Below are 17,846 nucleotides of genomic sequence, written 5' to 3' on the forward strand. Positions count from 1 at the left end.
GTAATTTAGATCAAACTAACTCCCAAGCGCAGTTAGCCTTAACCAAGATACCGTCGGGTCCAAATAAGCCAGTTCAGGTGGATATCACTCTCAAAGGTAGATCTTGGCTTCTGATCGTGGCAGATGGGAAGAAAGAATATGAAGGCATCCTAGAAGAAGGAACCCAGAAGACTTGGGTTGCTAACGAAAAACTATTTGTTAAAGCTGGCGATGCTGGGAATGTAATTGTTGAGTTCAATAACCAACAGGCAAAGCAGATGGGGGCTCCTGGTGCAGTAGAAGCATTAACCTTTGCCGCTAAACCTAGACCCTCTCTCCAGTAGTCAAGCTTTCTAGGGGAAAAGGATTAAACTAATCAATATTAAACATTAAAAAAGCAGATAATTGGGAGCAAAAACCTATAGATTTTAATAAAAAAATCACAACCTATATTATTTCAAATTCAAAATATATGTATGAAAACCAATGCTGATTGACCATAACACCAAACAATTGTCGGCTCTCTTTCCTAATGTTACCTGTTAACTTTGTTAATCAATTAAAGTTGAACATATCAACTTAAAATACTATAGCAACGACTTAACTTATATAAAGCCCAGTTAATCCCTTGTATATAATAGGATTGTGATTTGACGATTGTAAATTAATAATTAACATTTGTCAAATTATAAACAACCAATAATGACTTAAGTAGGATTAATCTTAATAGGATTAATTGTTAAAACTATTCGAATATAATATGACTAGGCTTAATAGTCAGAACTGACGGGAGCACGACCGTAAGTGTGAGTGAGGATTTTGAGGCGATTAGCCAATTCTTCACTCAACGCATTCGGTCGATAGCGCCATTGCCAGTTACCTTCCACGGTACTGGGAAAATTCATTCGAGCATCTGTGTCCAGACCTAAAATATCTTGCACAGGAATAATCGCTTGGTTGGCAATACTACTGAGCGCTAATCGGATTAAATCCCAATGGATGCCTTCTTCGCTAACTGGTCCACAGTAATTAATTATAATCTGCTTATCTTCAGCAGAGAGTTTTTTAAACCAACCTACTGTTGTGTCATTATCATGGGTACCAGTGTAAACCACACAGTTGCGGACATAGTTAAACGGTAAGTAAGGGTTACTTGATCCCCCACTAAAGGCAAACTGTAAAATTTTCATACCAGGAAACTGGAACCGTGAGCGTAATGCTTCTACTTCTGGAGTGATGATCCCTAAATCTTCGGCAATAATTGGCAAATTTCCCAACTTGTCTTGGAGTACTTCAAAAAATTCTTTTCCTGGTGCCTTAACCCATTCTCCAGTGATGGCAGTTGTTTCTCCTTGCTTGACTTGCCAGTAGGCTTCAAATCCCCGGAAATGGTCAATCCGCACAATGTCTACATACTCCAAGATGGTTTGGAAGCGTTGTATCCACCATCGGAAGTTATCTGCCTCTAACTGTTTCCAGTTGTATACTGGATTACCCCACAACTGACCTGTGGCACTGAAATAGTCCGGAGGCACCCCAGCCATGAGTGTGGGTTCGCCAGTTTCGTGATCAATGGCAAAGATTTCCCGATGAGCCCAGACATCAGCACTATCGTGAGCCACATAAATTGGAATATCACCAATAATCTGGATCTGGTGATGGTTGGCGTACTGTTTGAGAGCTGACCACTGGCAGAAAAACTCAAACTGTAGGTATTTGTAGAAATAAATTTCATCCTGCAATTTCTGCCGCCAATACTCAACTGCTTTGGGTTGAGCCATAGCAATGTCTGGTTCCCAAGTATGCCAGCTACTCTGGTCAAACCCATCACGAACAGCCATAAATAAAGCATAGTCTTCCAACCAGCTGGCTTTTGCTTGACAAAATTCTGTAAATTTCTGGTGCTGTTGGGGTGAGGCGTTGGCACGGAAGCGATCGCAAGCTTTGTAAAACAGGGGCATCTTGGTTTGAATTACCTGATCATAATCCACTGAGTCAAGGGGAAACTCTGGTAGATTGGCAAAGTCTTCATCCAACAGCCGTCCCTGCTTTTGCAATTGTTCTGGGCTAATGAGCAGGGGATTGCCTGCCATGGCTGAGTAAGAGTCATAGGGAGAGTTACCATACCCAATCGGACCAAGGGGCAATATTTGCCAGTATTGCTGGGCGCTTTGTGCCAAAAATTCAATGAATTGATAAGCCTGTAAACCTAAGTCACCAATACCAAAGGGACTAGGTAGGGATGTCGGATGGAGCAAAAGACCACTAGATCTCGGAAAAGGCATAAAAAAGCAATCAACAATAGTAAGTAAGCCTGACGACATTATCACCGTAGCACGGGTCAAAAAGGCTTAAGGGTTAAGGGTTGAACGCGCACGCGTGGCCATTCGCGTAGCGTGGCCCATTCGCGTAGCGTGGCCTTTTGGCCAAGGCCAAGGCCAAGGTTGTTCGCCCCGTATTCGGTTTAGGGTAGGTTAAAGCTTGAAGGGGTGACAACCTACTTGTCACCCCTTCAGGTCAACATCGACCGTGAGGGATCAATTACGAGTGGCACAGGGGCAACAACAACGTATCTTCTATTTCTTTGCGCACCGTCAGACTCAGCTGACAATTACTATTGAGGCACTCTACTAGCAAGTGATTAACACGACTATACTGCTCTAACCAATCTTGGGATGTCTTGGTCAAATGCCATTGGTGACCAATATTGCGATGCTCTATCATCAAGGCTCTTAATTGTGATACCCATTCCGCACCATGACTTTGCCACCATTCTTGAATACTATCTCGGTCGTCATCATCTAGGTCAGGTAGCTGATTTTTAAGCTTCTCTAGATAGTCTCCGATAGACTCAATCCCAGTCAGGTGATTCAAATCAAGGGCAAGGTAAAGAGCACTGAGTCGGTCGTAAACTAGTTCTGCTGTCATAGCTTGGGCAACAGCTAAAGCATGATCTAAAGCTAAATCTAGGGCAAGTTCACTACCCAACTCTCCTCCTAGTCTGTGATCAATAGCCAAAGCTAAGGCTTGATTCCGGGAAAGAGGATGGCTAGGAGGAAGGGCAAGGGTCATGTAAAAAGCACGGACTGCTGCTGGCTTGTAGGGAGTATAGATCTCGAGGGATTTGATCTCGATCCAGTTCAAGAACTTTGTCAAGTTATCATCTAAAGCCATAGCGCTTGGTGTCAGTTTGACTGAGTCAAGCACCATTTCTGAACAGACTAACCGATTAATCTGTTGCTTGATCAGCAACAATAGCTGATCAGCATCTGGCAACATTTGTGCTGTGAGTAAAAATACTTCCCGCCAACGTTTCTCCTGTAGGTGTTCGACTAGCTGTGACAAAGACATCCCAGTGCCGATCACAATCGCTCTGGCGGTAAAATACTCTTGAAATGTCAGATGCGAGAATGAGTAGATTCGTCTTGCCCGCTCTACCAATAGTCCATGCTGCACCTCAATAGATTTGAGTACTGCTAAGCTATCTAATTCTAGAGCTGCCTGGTTGCTTTGAGTTGCTGGTAATTTCCGTAAATAATCAGCAATTAATTGTTGCAGCCGAATTTCTTCAAAGAAATACTCCCCTTGCTCAAAGGTGATAACTGCTAATTGAGAAAGTAATTCTAGCTTGTGGGGCAAGGATAAATTACGATAAATATCATCTCGCTTAACACCCCGGGCTTCATCCCAGCGAATCAGTAGTAAGTCTAGTCCTTGCTGGTAAAGATCAGAGCGTTTTACAGGAAAGTCAGCTTTGGTTTGAAAAACCAGACAGGCTAGATTCAGCAAGACTGGTGTTGTTGCTAGTTCTCTAATTTGCTGATTTTCTGGCAGCTTCATCTGCTCGATAAACAGAGATGCTTTCTCCAAACCTGATTCTGGGTCATTCCTTGCTACCGCCACAAACCACTTTTTAGCAAAGTGTTGAATTTGTGCTGGTTTGAAGTCAGCAATCTCAACCTCAGTAAATCCCTGAAATCGATACTGTTGAGCTGCAATGCGACATGTGATAATCAGCTGATTTTTGTAATACTTTTCTGAAATCTTACGAATTTGTTGAATAACTTGATTACTGGCACTTTCCGGGACTTCATCCAAGCCATCCATTAAGATCAAGGCTCTGCCATAGCTGAGGATAGTTTCAATATCTTGTTCTGAAATACCACAACTTTGAAGCTCTTGATTAATGTAGTTAAATAGGCTGAAACTACATTCGATCATAGCATCCTCGGCAAAGTTTTTCAATCGAATCAACATCGGAACCCGATCCGATTGAAAATTTCCTTGATTGCACTGAATAGCCAGATATTGCAAAAAGGTGGTTTTCCCAGAGCCAGGTTTACCTAGCACCATCATTTTAGGATAGCGTTCTACCGCTTGCAGTCCTGGTATGCTTTCCCGGCGCACTTTGCCTATACCCAAGCGGTCAAATTCCTCCGCTGGGAAGCCTTGCAAATCGTCAATTTCCAACCATCGTTGACTAGTGATTTCTTCGAGAATATTCACATCCACGTAGATGTGATCTAAACTAACCGGTCGAGCAATATCTAATAGGCGTAGAGTGCCACACTGATTTTGAATTTTGTCATGGTAGTGCGATCGCACTTTGGTGACGATGGCATCAACTCTACTTTTGTCCTCAGCTGCTTTCTTTTCTGCATCTATCTGAGCATCTTCTGGTATAGCGACAATGTCTTCCATCTCCAAATCCAGATGAAAGCAGATTTCGCTAAAAACGCGGCGGTCAACGGGTTTACCGGCAAAAAACTTCCAAATCGGTTGGCGAGTTTCTATGCCGATTTCACCCGCAAAATATTCTTGTGTCCATCCCTTGCGTTCAAAAGCCTGTTTGGCTTTTTTGATGCCGTCTGGAGATGCCTGGAGAGATCGCTTTGCCATAGCTCAAGCTTAATTTACTGAAAAATCTTTCGACACTCATCTATAGATTTCCCGAAAAATAGGTCAAGAGCCACAAGGAACGGATCACAATGGGAAATTTTTGATCAGAGGGGGTGATGGGGTGATGGGGTGATGGGGTGATGGGGTGATGGGGTGATGGGGTGAGAAGTATATAGAAATCCTCAATCATTTGTGAAAAAGAACCTATGGTGAGATTCTTACTTCTGTTCCTCCACTTCCGGTCTGAGGTTCCTCTGCCCCTTTTCTGGTGTTTGACAACTCAAATCGGATTGCTATATTTTCTTCTATCCCACTCTCAAGGGTCCGACCGTTGATTGTTCTCGGACAAAAGATGACGTTAAACGTGAGGCAAGAGGATATCCATGTTGCCTGCAAGCCTTTTTCCTTTTCACCCTCTCCCATTTCTGGTGAGTCATTGGTATACATCAACTCAAACACAACAAAAACGCAATCGCAAACATCCAAACTTCATCCTGAAACTATAGCATCAATTCAGTTCAGTAATTTTTCGTACACTTTAGGCGTTCGGTGAAGAGGACTGTGAACCATGACTAACGGTATGATAACGACCTTCATTGATTACTGACTTGGTGTCATACTAAGGCTTATTTCTATATCTCAATCAACTTAACTCTACTTATGAACCATCGTTATTGGAGAACCTTTATCGAAGCAGCTGCTGTCACTACCTGCCTGATGTTTGTCAATGGGATTCCCCCAATGACTGAAAATTTTATCTCTGCAACCCTTATGAATAATAAGTTTTTCCAGAATTATAAGGATGGCGTTAAGGAAGTAGTCGCTCAAGAATCTACTTACCCCTTGAATAGTTTATCACTATCATCCTTAGGGAGTGTGGAAAGTTTACCTGAAAAATTATGGAATGTCAAGTTTAACCAATTAACAGCATCAACGGTTAGCCAGAAATATTTCATTGATTCTGCTTTTAGCTTAGGGAGTTTTTAATGATGCTATTCATAGGTTTATTACACTATAAATAGATAATCAGGAGTTAAAATGTTACAAGTGTGTCTACAGCAACCCTGGCCCCTGGATAAACCAATTAGCAAAATTGTATTTCCAGCAATTTTACCAAGCAGCTTGGGAAATTTTGCCACATTATGCTTGATGTTATCCCCACAGGAAATTCAGTATTATCTATTCAGCAAGCCCCACAGTCAATTTGTCTTCATCAATTCGCCTCATCCTATGCTACTATGGGTTACTGTGCTTGAGTCTACAGCACAGGACTCTCGGTTACTCCCTTGCTATCTAGACTTGAAAACCTCGAAAGTTCAGACCATTACTCGTTGCTTAGCAGATAAAGGCTTCTATCGACTACTGTTGTTTTCCACTGAAGAACCACAACGCTGTAACCAGGTAATGACCGTAACGCTTACACCCCAACAATGCCACATGTTACAAGAGTCGGCTAATACTGGTCAAACCTCACAACCTATAGCTCAACCCATAGTCAGCAGACGCATACTAAAGATAAAATTTGAACAACTCAAATCCCAAGTGTTGAATAAATGGGATGCTCTGGACAGGTTTAATTCCCCAACCCAGGCAGAACTTGCTCATTCCATTTCCTAGTTTCCAGCTTCTTCTAACCTTAGGTATTATCATATCATTGCTAGTATGATATAATTCACCTTTGAATACTTATCATTCTGGGAAGCTGGCTGATTAGTCATTGGTGATTGGGTAGATATGACAAAGAACAAATTGCTAATTATTAATAATGACTAATTAAAATTTATTCACGATCGAGATTTTCCTAATTGTTCACAATTGGCAAGAACTCCTTTCTCTGTGATGAATATTCCCAGGCAATTCCGTCTGGATCTTTACTTTGACTCCATTGTGAAAAGTCGGCATCAGATTTACGTTTACCAACTGTGCTGGAATGAACATTCAGTCGCTTCGCTAATTCGGCTTGGATCAGAGGTTGATAAACTTTCTTATCCTGCTTCTTTTTGACCGAGTTTTTTTGATCACCTGAAGCATCAGCAGTAAAGGCAGCTAGTTTTGAGGCAACAGATTCTTGTGATCGTGGAGTTTCTACCAATTTTGGGATTTCACTGGTAGAGAACTCATCTTTTTGGACCTGTAGTTCTAAAGACGGGGTTGGTTGACTGGTGTTGGATTCACTCTCAGGCTCGAAGGAGGATTCACTTTCAGGCTCGAAGGATGGTTCACTCTCATCAAAGATACTACCGAGAGCGCTAGCAGTCAGAAAGTAATAAACAGTGCCAATGTCATCATAGGTTCGACTCTGAGCTCCAAACTCCTGTGCCTTTTTCTCTAAATACTGTTTCGCTGCAGTTCCAGAAATATCTGCCTTGATCGACAAGTCAATGGGTGTCAGACAACCTTGGTTATCTTTAATCAGTTGATTGAAGAAGGGATTAACTTTCCGAGTCCACTTCTGCCATTGATATTGCTGCCAAAGCCTGATGATGATAATCAAGATTAGCATTGCCAGTACGATCGGCCATGCCTTTAGCAACAGAACCATCACCAATGCGAAGGGGATGATCAGAATGAGAATTCCAGTGGCACTGCTATCGATTACTTTTCCAGTCATCTGACTTCACGGGGTAGGGAAACCGCGTCTTTTTAAAGCGCGGAGGAACTACGACAAAGCGCGGTTTTAACCGCACCTTATCCCTCGCTCAACTGCTTGGGAGGGGGTATACTTAGTAGTTTATTCGTTTACGAGCCATTAAGGGGCTATCCACTAAAGTCGGGACTGTGGATTATTAGTAATTAGTGGACATTTCTACCAATCCCGATTACCCATTACCCGTAATAGTCACGGCTTCTTGCTAGTAGTCTTAGTTAACTCAGGTTAGTCAGAGCAAGACGTTTAAACATCGCTATCCGTGCCTTGGTTGCTAAGGTATCATCCAGTGGTTCTAATGACACTGGTATATGATACTTTTGCTTGAGGGCAGTTTGGATCAGCCAATCAGCAATAAAGGGGTTTTTCGGTAACAGCGGACCGTGGGAGTAGGTTGCGATCGCATTTCGATAAAATGCCCCTTCTGTGCCATCTTCCCCATTGTTACCATATCCTTTTACCACTTGAGCTAGGGGTTCGACATTACCTAAATAGGTACGACCACCGTGATTTTCAAAACCAATCACTACTGGAGTTTTCCCGAGCATAGCCTTTAAGTCTTGGGCTAGGGGTGATGCAGTAATCTCAAATACCACATTACCAATGCAACGGCGAGCATCTACGCCAGGATGCTTGCTGACCAAATCCAGCAACCCTAATCCCTGAATCCGCTTACCTAGAGCAGGTTCATAGTAGTGACCTAGCAATTGAGGTGAGCCACAGGTAAATACCCCCGGTGTACCTCCTTCAATTTTTTCTTGTAGGGCATTGGCTTTGCTACCTTGTAAGTCTCGCATAACAATTTCTTGCTGTCTATCTTGAGCACCACCACCCATGAAGATATCCACTTGATAGAATTGCTCAGCAGGGGTTTGCTGATCCAGGGGGATTAGATTGACTCTAATGCCTCGCCACTGGGTTCGTTGTTGTAAGCAGATCACATTACCGCGATCGCCGTAGGTACTCATTAGGGTAGGGTAAAGCCAGCCTATAGTTAATTCTAGTTGTTCGGAATTCATCTTGGGTTGAAGGTGATTTGGTTGTTCGCCTTATACTGTCTGTATGTAATAGGAGGACTATTTCCAGATAATTCTTGGTATTTATCGGCAAAACCCATAAGTATAACCATCCTTTCTGTGAACTCTGAGTAAATTCTTGACGTGCAAGCTTATCGCCTTTTTTCCGGGAACCGTGTAATTAAAGGAGTTGCTTTTGCTTCTGGGATTAACCCTCCCAAACTCCCCCGTCAAAAGGTTTTTAGCTATATCACCACTAGACCAACCTTTGATGGGTTTCAATGGGTTATGTCTAATGGGGTAGCCATATTTATTGAGCGCAGCTTTTTGCCTGCCTCCCTGTCCTTTGCAGGTAACTACTAGCGGTTGATAGGTTCTCAACACCAAAGCTTCAACGTCTCCAACACAAGCTGCATCAATCCAATGCTGCTTGGGTAGTCCCAACTTAGTCCGGTTGTATTTGGTCTGAGCACCCGTGCCAGTAACCACAGGTTTTATTTCGTTGAGTACCTTTACTACTTTGTTCCGAGTTGTATTGACCGCTGCTGCATCTCTCAATGGCGAAAGCGCCTTGTTTTTGATTTTTTGTAGCAAGCCTGGTTTCTTTTTTAGGAATTCTTCAATAGGTCTATTGCCTTTTCGTTGATTACATTTTTCACAAGCTAGACAAAGATTGCTGACCCGTTCGCGTAGCGTCGGCTTTGCCGAATCACTGCCTCCTTTGGATTTTGGGTGAATGTGCTCAATCTGTAGGGGAATATTTTGCTTGCCACAATAGGCGCACTCCCTCCCCCACTTCTCAAGTAAATATTCCCTCACCTCATACCCGGCTAGTTCACCTTGTTGGTATTCCACCCCATTGATTTCAGGATCCTGCATTTTTTGAGTGTCAAACTTGACTATTTCAATCCAAATCTCATTGACTGGACAAAACTTAGTTAGTCGTCTTACCCAGGTTTCAATAGTCAAAACCCTGTGTTCTAGACTGGGAGGAATCCAACCCTCTGGACGCTTACGATTAAGAAATCTTGGCTTCCTGTAACGGGTATTGCGATTACGCCTCCCACCCCTAACGCCACTTCTAGATTCTAGTTTTTTCTTTATCAATCCTCCTCTGTGTTCTAGCTCCATTCCCCAAATAACTTGGTCGTCCTGGACTAGAGCAAACCCAGTCACCTTACTGCCTGGATCTATTTTGATTTGACAAGGGGAGATAGTCGGATTGGCGATTGCAGCCTTGAGGATAATCGTGAATGGATACATCCTAAAAACCGCAGCTTTTCCTTTATCTAACAATCGACGCGCTTTCTTGGGGGATATGGGGTTTAATGGTTGTTTGTCTGTGTCAATAACTAATACATAATTCTGCATTTTTAGTGCGTCTCAAATCGGTAATGTTTTCCTCGACCATGTTGTAATGGCTTGTCGTGTCAACCACACATTTTGCCTTCACCTTAATGGTTGACGATAGAGCTGGGAGCTGGAGTTCACTCCCAGGTATCATGACCAAAACAACGTAGGAAATTAATCCTTGGTCTGCAACCTAGTTAGGTAAATTTCCGAGTTTTGCCGGAAATTACCAAGGCTTTTACTAGGTGCTGAGCAGTTATGGGAGAAGCTGATCCAAGCTTTTGCTTCGCACCATTGCACTCCAGATTAGAGAATGCTAGAGACCTGGTCAAGTAATAGAAGTTGACAAGCGATGCAGTGGCCTGAGGGGGGTTTCCCCCACTCGCGCTTTGCATGGCTGACAAAGTGCGATACCTCGACCAAGCACTTGATCAAGATATTTCTATTACCATTACACCCCATCATCCCATCCTCTCATCACCCCATTATCAATTGACCTAGTTTTCTGATGACTTAACCGATGCTGTAGGAGACTACAATGAAACTTGTGGTTTGCTGCCTATGGATAAATCAATGCTGCAAGCAATCTCTGCTCTAACCCTAGGGTTCCAATTTAGTTCTCCTGGGCCAATAATCGTTGAACTCGGACCCCTAACAATCCGCTGGTACGGACTATTGATTGCCTCAGCAGTGTTAATTGGAGTTAGCCTGTCCCAATACCTAGCCAAGGGTCGTAACGTTAACCCAGATTTGTTGGGCGACTTAGCTATCTGGCTGGTGATTTCTGCGATTCCTGGTGCCAGACTTTACTATGTCTTGTTTCAGTGGGAACAATACGCCCAGCGTCCAGACCAAATTATTGCGATTTGGAATGGTGGCATTGCCATTCATGGCGCTATCTTGGGTGGTATCTTAGCTGCAACAATTTTTGCCCGCCTTAATAAACTTTCTGTCTGGCTGTTAGTTGATCTAGTAGTTCCTTCCCTGATATTAGGTCAAGCAATCGGACGTTGGGGTAATTTCTTTAATTCCGAAGCCTTTGGGGCTCCCACAGATTTGCCTTGGAAATTGTATATTCCACCACTACAGCGTCCCCCAGGGTTTCAGAATTTTGACTATTTCCATCCCACCTTTCTGTATGAGTCTGTGTGGAACTTATTGGTCTTTGGGTTACTGATGACTCTGTTCTTTCGGGATTTACGCCGCAAACCCCATCTGAAGGTAGGGACGATGGCTCTAGTTTATATGGTCGCCTATAGTACTGGTCGCTTCTGGATTGAGGGATTGCGGATGGATAGTCTGATGCTCGGTCCATTACGCATTGCTCAAGTGGTCAGTTTGGTTGCGATCGCATTGGGAGTTGCTGGTTTAGGGTGGCTGTATTGGATGGGTCGGTCTTTGCCAGATGTTGTTCCAGCCGATAATCAGCAGTGGGATACGGTATCTAAATAAAAAAAAGCCCCAGAGTTTAGCTCTAGGACTTCACCAGGGTGCATCTACCACTTTATTTTTACTGGGTAGATCAGGTTAATCCGGACAATTTTGGAATATGGCAATCTGTGATAAGTTGTGATATTGGAAAGATCGCGCGTAAGCTATCAGCTATCAGCTATCAGCCAACGGCTTAATGCTTACGATCGCGCAACGGATGATTCGAGGGCATGTTACCTATAGGTGAGTCTCTGGTATAGCAGTCCCCAGGGCAGGCGCGGACATGACAAAAGTCTCAAACCTAAGTAAGCGCAAGAGTTTGACTTCTGACTTCTGACTTCTGACTTCTGACTTCTGCTATAACTCGGGATTAATCACAAATACCAATTACCCTTTACCAATGACCAATTATTCAAGTTTGACAATATTCATGTTCTCGTAAATTATAGGAAACCTCAAATTCCAGAAGTTTCTCCAACGTTTCTAGCTTCTTCAACCCAGCTATCAAACAACTTTTGATTCTTTTTAATCCATTCTTGGCTATGGCGACGGATATCTGCTGGGCTATTTTCCCCCTTTTCGGCCCGTAGGCTTTCAGCATTAATATCCTCAATCGACATCTTAAATCGCTCAAACAATTTTCTGGCGGCTGGGTTGGCTGCTATAAATTTTTTGTTGGCCACAAAGCGAACCCGATCCACCGCAAATCCGAGATTTTTACCATCGATTGAAGTATGTTTTTCTGTCAACCCTTTCTGGGCTTCTGGTAGATTGGTTTGGGCAACTTCTAGCCAAACCACATCCTCACCTGGTTTTAATACCGTAGCCAGCCACAGGGGAGTCCAAGTGTAGTATAAGACGGGTTTTCCTTGTTTGTAGCGAGCAATGCTATTCGCAATTAGGACGCTATATTCTCCTTGGTCGTGTTCGACAGTATCCCTGAGCCCATAAGCATCTAAGTGATGCTCAATAACTAACTCACATCCCCAACCGGGAATACAACCGGCTAAATTTGCCTTACCATCTCCATCGGAGTCAAAGAGTTTGGCAATTTTAGGGTTTTTGAGTTGTTCCAAATTGGTGATATTGTATTTTTCAGCAGTTTTTTTATCAATCTGATACCCTTGCAACAGATCAGAAACAATAACTCCAACTCGCTCTAATTTCTTTTCGCCACCATTTTTTTCAAAGAATTCTGTGTGTAACTTTTCCCAGTGGCTAGCGGTAAAATCGAGGTCGTTATTACCCAAAGCGATGTGGCTGGTGGTTGGTTGGAGTTGTTTGGGTTTTTCAATCTCGTAACCGAGCTTTTCCAGAGCCGTGTTAACGATGTGTGTCATGAATTGTGAATCGGCTAGATAACCATAGGTAGAGCGTACCTTCACCCCTTTCCCAGGTAGGGCTATTTCTGATGCAGTTAATTCGGTTGTAGCTTGGGGAATTTGTTGCCAGCTGATGAAACCCACAAGCAATGCCACTAAAACCGTTACAGCAACAGTAGTCCCAGTCCGTGGTTTACTGGTTAACCTCAAACGCACAAAACCAATCGGTCCTCGCTCTAGCCAAGGGATTTGGTTGTTGCCTTGACTCACCACTTGAGTGATCCGGTCGAGCATCACCGCAATCAGCACGATGCTTAATCCTCCCACAGCAGCTAGTCCGACATTCACCCGACCGAGACCTTGTAAGACCATCTGTCCCAGTCCCCCGACACCAATCATAGAAGTCACCACCGACATCGATAGTGCTAATAATATGGCTTGGTTGACTCCAGCTAGGATAGTTGGCATTGCTAGGGGAATTTGCACTTCCCAAAGCATTTGTATTGGGGTTGAGCCAAATGCGATCGCAGCTTCGACAACTTCTGTAGATACTTGTCGGATACCTAGGTTGGTCAGGCGAATCAAGGGGGGAACAGCAAAGACTAGAGTAGCGATTACTCCTGGCACTGCACCAATGCCAAATAGCATTACTACTGGGACAAGATAGACGAATGACGGCAGGGTTTGCATGGCATCAAGCAGAGGTCGCAGGAATTTCTCCACGCGATCGCTACTAGCACAGGCAATGCCAAGGGAAATGCCAATCACCACGCAAAAGACTACAGCTGTCACCACTAGCGCCAGGGTAGTCATGGCTTGTTCCCAAGCTCCAAAAAAGCCAATCAAGGTCAAGGCAATAAGGCTATAAATAGCAATTTTACCCCCAGCAATTTGCCATACTATCAAGCCCATAATAATCAGGAAAATTAGGGGAGGAATCGATAGGAAAAGCGATTGTATCCCTTCCAGAGTCCAGGTAATGGGCAAGCTAATTGCTTGAAAGAAGGGACGGAAGTTGTCAACTAGGAAATTAACTACTGCGGTAATCCACTCGTCCAGGGGTAAGGTATAAAGCTCAAAGGGATTCAAGATAATATCTAGACCGACTTGGCTTGTTGCGATATTATTAAGGGATAGAATTAAAGAATTGAACACAATACTATTCCGAGGAACCTTCTTATAGTATAGATTGTCGATTTATCTAGATATTTTCTTTGTAAGCATTCAGCATTCAGCTATCAGCTATCAGCTATCAGCTATCAGCTATCAGCTATCAGCTATCAGCTAAAGCGCTACTTGAGATGCTACTTGAGGTGCTATCAGCTGTTGTCTTGGACAAGCTTTTGAGGTTTGCCAATACTAGCGATCAGATCAGACTGTTCCACCATTCCTTTGAATGTACCGTCAGTATCGACTACAGCAACAGGAAGTCCATCTCGGTAGAGGTGAAATATATCTTCTAGGTGGGTTAAAGCGTTGACTGTGGGGAAGTCCGTTTCCATCACTTCAGTAATGTCTTCGCTTCCTTTTTGGAGGACTGCTTCGAGCCATTGTTTCTTGACAATTCCAACTGGTTTGCTGTGTTCATCGACAACATACATTTGTTGGAGGTGATGGTCTATCATCTTTTCCAGTCCAGCCTTAGCAGAGTTTTCTTTAAGAACTAAGGCAGGGGTTTGACGAGCTATTGACCCAGTTTTTAGGACTTGGGCGCGGTTAACATCTTGGATGAATGCACGGATGTAGTCGTCAGCTGGTTGGTTAACCAGTTCTTCTGGTGTGCCAGTTTGGACGATATAACCGTCTTTCATCACTGCTATGTGATCGCCCATCTTCAGGGCTTCTTGAATATCATGGCTGATAAATACAATGGTTTTGTGCAGTTCTGTCTGGAGTCGCAGTAATTCATCCTGCATGTCCCGCCGAATCAGAGGGTCGAGGGCGCTGAATGCCTCATCCATAAGTAAAATCTCGGCATCTGTGGCTAAAGCCCGGGCTAAACCTACCCGTTGACGCATGCCACCACTGAGGGATGAAGGTAAATAATCTGCCCATTGGGATAAACCTACCACTTCTAAGGTTTCCAAGGCTTTTTTGCGGCGTTTGGCTTGATCTATCCCCCGGACCTTTAGACCATACCCGACATTTTCTGCAACTGTTTTGTGGGGAAATAATCCAAATCGCTGAAACACCATTGATACCTTGCTCTGGCGAATCTCTCGCATCCGCTTCTCATCAACATGGGCAATGTCTTCATCATCGATATAGATATTGCCGCTGGTGGGATTAATTAAGCGGTTAATACAGCGAGCTAGGGTAGATTTTCCGGAACCGGATAACCCCATGACCACAAACAATTCTCCTTGATTGACTGTCAGAGAAACATCAGCAATACCTAAGACTTGACCAGTTTTTTCTAAGATAGAATCCCTACTCCCACCTTGGCGAAACAGTTTGAGGGCAGCTTGGGGTTTTTCGCCATAAATTTTAATCAGATGTTCAATACGAATTTTGGGGTTTGAATTAATATTATTCATTAGAAATTGGTTATTGGGGAAAAGGTCATTGGGGAAAAGGTGATTCGTCAAAACTCCTAGGTTCTAACAGTTAATCAGTAAGCTCCACACTTTTTATTATTTTTATGACCATTCACCTTAAATTTCATCTGGGTCAATCCCTGCCTGTCGCAGTCTCTCTGCTAATTGCTCAGCTCGTTGCTCAGCTACTTCAGCTCGTTGCTCAGCTGCTTCAGCTTGTTGCTCAGCTACTTCAGCTCGTTGCTCAGCTGCTTCTTCTGGTAAGGGAACTAGATTCCCATCCCGGTCATAAAAGCGCAGCCATACTGCTGAGGTTTCCTCAATGGTTCCAGACCATGCTCCTAACCACAAGCCTAAGGGCTGACACCATAGCCACCCTTGTTCATTTGGGGTTAGCTCCTGGTAGCCATTGTCTATATCTAAATACCATCCTTGCAATGAATCTGGGTCAAAGGGTTGGTAGACAAAATAATTTGGAGTTCGGAAGGTCTGGCAGTAGATGCTCTTCTTTTTACCTGTGTCAACTTGCTTTGTGGAGGGGGACATCAGCTCGATTATTACATCTGGGTAGCGACCCTGTTCTTCCCATACTACCCAGCCCTGGCGTTCTCGACTACCGTCTACATTCAAGACTACAAAGAAATCTGGCCCGCGAAAGTCCCGGTTTCGTGCTTGTTCACTACTGAAGTAAACAAACATATTGCCCCCAACAAAGTAATCGTCTCGGTCAGCTAAAGCAACGCGCAGTGAACGGATCAGGGCGTTCATGGCTATGCGGTGGCGGTCACTCTCCAAAGGTTCTCCATCATCAAAAATTAAATCGGTTGGTGGCATGGGGGGCTCCCAATCCACACTATTGGTTGCAGTTGGGGATACTGTTTCGGTCTTGGTTATGCTGGTCACAACAAATCTACGGTCACGTTTGGAAGCCTGGTATCTAATCACTGGGAAAGAAAAACGCACTAAGAGCGCGGTGTTAACCGCCGATACGAACGTCTTTCCCCTAGACTAGTATATCTGTTCTGTGAACCTGATGCGATCGCAATCCTAAATCGTTTGTCAAAAATACTTCGGTTGAAAATAAGTAGTCGGACAAAACTAAAATTAACTCTTTAAATAGGGAGCAGGGAGCAGGGAGCAGGGAGCAGAGGGACTTTTGGCAACTTTACACAAATTAATACAGTTAGGTTTATTTTTGTCCAGGTACTTAGTGCTGAGTCCTCAATACAGAAACCAGAGTAAAAACTGTTACTGTTGACTAGTCAACAGTGTTTAAACTTATAGTATAACTTGACAGAAAATACTTGATTGAAACATTTTTTAGCAAGACTACATAGACTAACTCTTTGCTAGTCTAAATCTGAAGAGATGTTGCAGTTACAGCAGTTTTAAATTGGCTGAGATACAAATTATTGGATTTTAGGGAGCAGGTAAGAAGTAAAAAATGCTGTGTACCCGATAGCTATGAAAAACGCTGTGATCAATTAGGCTTTTTTTATAAAATAAATTACTATTGCTGCAAGGCCAGGCAAACGCCCCGATTCAATAAATTTATGGCCTACAAAACCGTATCCGGATCAATTCCCCGTTCTTGTAATAGCGCTCTCAGACGTGCCACTTCAGCTTCCGCCTTTTCAGCTCGTTCTTGTCCTGTCAGCAATAGATTACCTTCACTATCCCACCATCGCAGCCAGATTTGGGTTTGATTCTGGTAGCTTCCTGACCATTTTCCCAGTTCTACTTTTAACGGAGCAATCGGATAATGACCCCGTTCGTTCGGTGACATCTTCTGATAAAATCCATTTACGAGATTGTAGACTTCTAGTTCATTGTCCTTGATCAAAAATATGGCGTAGTAGGGAATCCTCATCACTCGTTCGTAGACCCAGAATTTCCCAGGACGCTGACCCTTTTTCTTATCCTTGGTCTGAGGGGTAACAGTTGCTAGCTGAGCCAGTGATGTTTTGTCCCGTTCCTCACTCCCATCCCTGCTTGCCAGTTCGATAGCAATCAGGGGTGGAATGTATTCCCTACGAAGCACGTAGGAGCGACGAATCTGACCATCAAGCTTGGGGGGAACATCTGGAATATAGAACCAATCAGGAGCTTCGGCTCCTGTCTCTGGGGGGTCGGTTTCTCGCCAGTAGATGCCGCAATCTTGACCAATGATGTACTGACCATCAGGGTGAAGCTGTTGCAGTACTGAACCAATTGAATCGGTTAGGAGCAGAGTTTGGGGATGCTCTTGAAAGTTTTTGCCTACGGCACGCTCCGCGAACACAAAGGTGCCATCCGACTCTGGTAATTGGGTGTGGTCGGGAAAGGGTTGGGAAAAATCTGGGTTGGGAGTGAGGGTTTTCGGTTGAATATTTTGAACCATCCCACTAGAAATTAAACTGGGTTCGCAGCAGTCCAACCCCAATGGTATCATTTTCATCATTGTGTTCTGGATCGATAATCACCAAAACACCAGGAGTGATAAAGATTCTATCAGTGAGTGGGTAGCGATAAGACAGTTCGAGATGGTATGATACATCGCGATCGCGACGACCAGCAACATCATTACTAGCTAGTCTCGGAGGCATGCCAACAATTAGATTCAACTGGCTGCCTAGTTTTCCGATGTCTGGGAAAGCGGCGGTAATTGCCCAGCTCCAAATATCTG

The 17,846-nt window shown here is 43.8% G+C and carries 16 protein-coding genes; 4 read left to right on the forward strand and 12 right to left on the reverse strand.

Translation table 11 applies throughout. From position 1 onward, the window contains the following. A partial coding sequence (locus F6K57_RS27175; RefSeq protein WP_293071582.1) for a DUF4115 domain-containing protein occupies positions 1–323 on the forward strand: 323 nt, incomplete at its 5' end. A gap of 426 nt (positions 324–749) precedes the next feature. Here the strand turns inward: F6K57_RS27175 and malQ are convergent. From malQ to F6K57_RS27195, 4 genes are all read right to left on the reverse strand, one after another. Beyond that, positions 750–2,264, reverse strand: a complete 1,515-nt coding sequence (gene malQ / locus F6K57_RS27180) for a 4-alpha-glucanotransferase (protein ID WP_293021003.1) — start codon at positions 2,262–2,264, stop codon at positions 750–752. Positions 2,265–2,337: 73 nt separating this feature from the next. Further along, a complete protein-coding gene (locus F6K57_RS27185; RefSeq protein ID WP_293021001.1) occupies positions 2,338–2,475 on the reverse strand; it encodes a hypothetical protein in 138 nt (45 codons plus the stop codon). A gap of 45 nt (positions 2,476–2,520) precedes the next feature. Then, positions 2,521–4,878: an NACHT domain-containing NTPase gene (locus tag F6K57_RS27190; protein WP_293020999.1), complete on the reverse strand. Its 2,358-nt coding sequence runs from the start codon at positions 4,876–4,878 to the stop codon at positions 2,521–2,523. 204 nt (positions 4,879–5,082) lie between these two features. Then, entirely contained in the window at positions 5,083–5,364 is a 282-nt protein-coding gene (locus F6K57_RS27195; RefSeq protein ID WP_293020997.1) for a hypothetical protein, read from the reverse strand. A 174-nt stretch (positions 5,365–5,538) separates the two neighbouring features. On the opposite strand from F6K57_RS27195, the gene F6K57_RS27200 reads away from it, so the two are divergent. Both F6K57_RS27200 and F6K57_RS27205 read left to right on the forward strand, forming a co-directional pair. Then, positions 5,539–5,865: a hypothetical protein gene (locus tag F6K57_RS27200; protein WP_293020995.1), complete on the forward strand. Its 327-nt coding sequence runs from the start codon at positions 5,539–5,541 to the stop codon at positions 5,863–5,865. A gap of 243 nt (positions 5,866–6,108) precedes the next feature. Further along, positions 6,109–6,495 (forward strand): hypothetical protein, encoded by a 387-nt coding sequence (locus F6K57_RS27205; RefSeq protein ID WP_293047109.1) that lies wholly within the window; start codon positions 6,109–6,111, stop codon positions 6,493–6,495. Between the two features lie 184 nt (positions 6,496–6,679). Here F6K57_RS27205 and F6K57_RS27210 read toward each other — a convergent pair whose 3' ends face one another. From F6K57_RS27210 to iscB, 3 genes are all read right to left on the reverse strand, one after another. Further along, a complete protein-coding gene (locus F6K57_RS27210) occupies positions 6,680–7,489 on the reverse strand; it encodes a hypothetical protein (RefSeq protein WP_293020993.1) in 810 nt (269 codons plus the stop codon). Positions 7,490–7,743: 254 nt separating this feature from the next. Continuing rightward, positions 7,744–8,544 (reverse strand): type 1 glutamine amidotransferase, encoded by an 801-nt coding sequence (locus F6K57_RS27215; protein WP_293020992.1) that lies wholly within the window; start codon positions 8,542–8,544, stop codon positions 7,744–7,746. Positions 8,545–8,625: 81 nt separating this feature from the next. Next, a complete protein-coding gene (iscB, locus tag F6K57_RS27220) occupies positions 8,626–9,912 on the reverse strand; it encodes an RNA-guided endonuclease IscB (RefSeq protein ID WP_293071583.1) in 1,287 nt (428 codons plus the stop codon). Positions 9,913–10,464: 552 nt separating this feature from the next. Here iscB and lgt point away from each other — a divergent pair. After that, positions 10,465–11,343, forward strand: a complete 879-nt coding sequence (gene lgt / locus F6K57_RS27225) for a prolipoprotein diacylglyceryl transferase (RefSeq protein WP_293021074.1) — start codon at positions 10,465–10,467, stop codon at positions 11,341–11,343. 434 nt (positions 11,344–11,777) lie between these two features. Here lgt and proX read toward each other — a convergent pair whose 3' ends face one another. From proX to F6K57_RS27250, 5 genes are all read right to left on the reverse strand, one after another. Beyond that, positions 11,778–13,799, reverse strand: coding sequence for a glycine betaine/L-proline ABC transporter substrate-binding protein ProX (gene proX, locus F6K57_RS27230; protein ID WP_293020988.1), 2,022 nt, complete (start codon positions 13,797–13,799; stop codon positions 11,778–11,780). Positions 13,800–13,963: 164 nt separating this feature from the next. Continuing rightward, the gene (locus tag F6K57_RS27235; protein ID WP_293020986.1) at positions 13,964–15,181 is read right to left on the reverse strand and encodes a glycine betaine/L-proline ABC transporter ATP-binding protein; all 1,218 of its coding nucleotides are present in this window, start codon (positions 15,179–15,181) and stop codon (positions 13,964–13,966) included. Between the two features lie 117 nt (positions 15,182–15,298). Then, complete coding sequence (locus tag F6K57_RS27240; RefSeq protein ID WP_293046751.1) at positions 15,299–16,015, reverse strand: Uma2 family endonuclease; 717 nt, start codon at positions 16,013–16,015, stop codon at positions 15,299–15,301. 724 nt (positions 16,016–16,739) lie between these two features. Then, a complete protein-coding gene (locus F6K57_RS27245) occupies positions 16,740–17,561 on the reverse strand; it encodes a Uma2 family endonuclease (protein ID WP_293071584.1) in 822 nt (273 codons plus the stop codon). Positions 17,562–17,565: 4 nt separating this feature from the next. Next, on the reverse strand, positions 17,566–17,846 hold a 281-nt coding region (locus F6K57_RS27250), incomplete at its 5' end, for an iron uptake porin (protein ID WP_293071585.1).

Source organism: Moorena sp. SIO4A5 (assembly GCF_010672005.1).
Lineage (GTDB): Bacteria > Cyanobacteriota > Cyanobacteriia > Cyanobacteriales > Coleofasciculaceae > Moorena.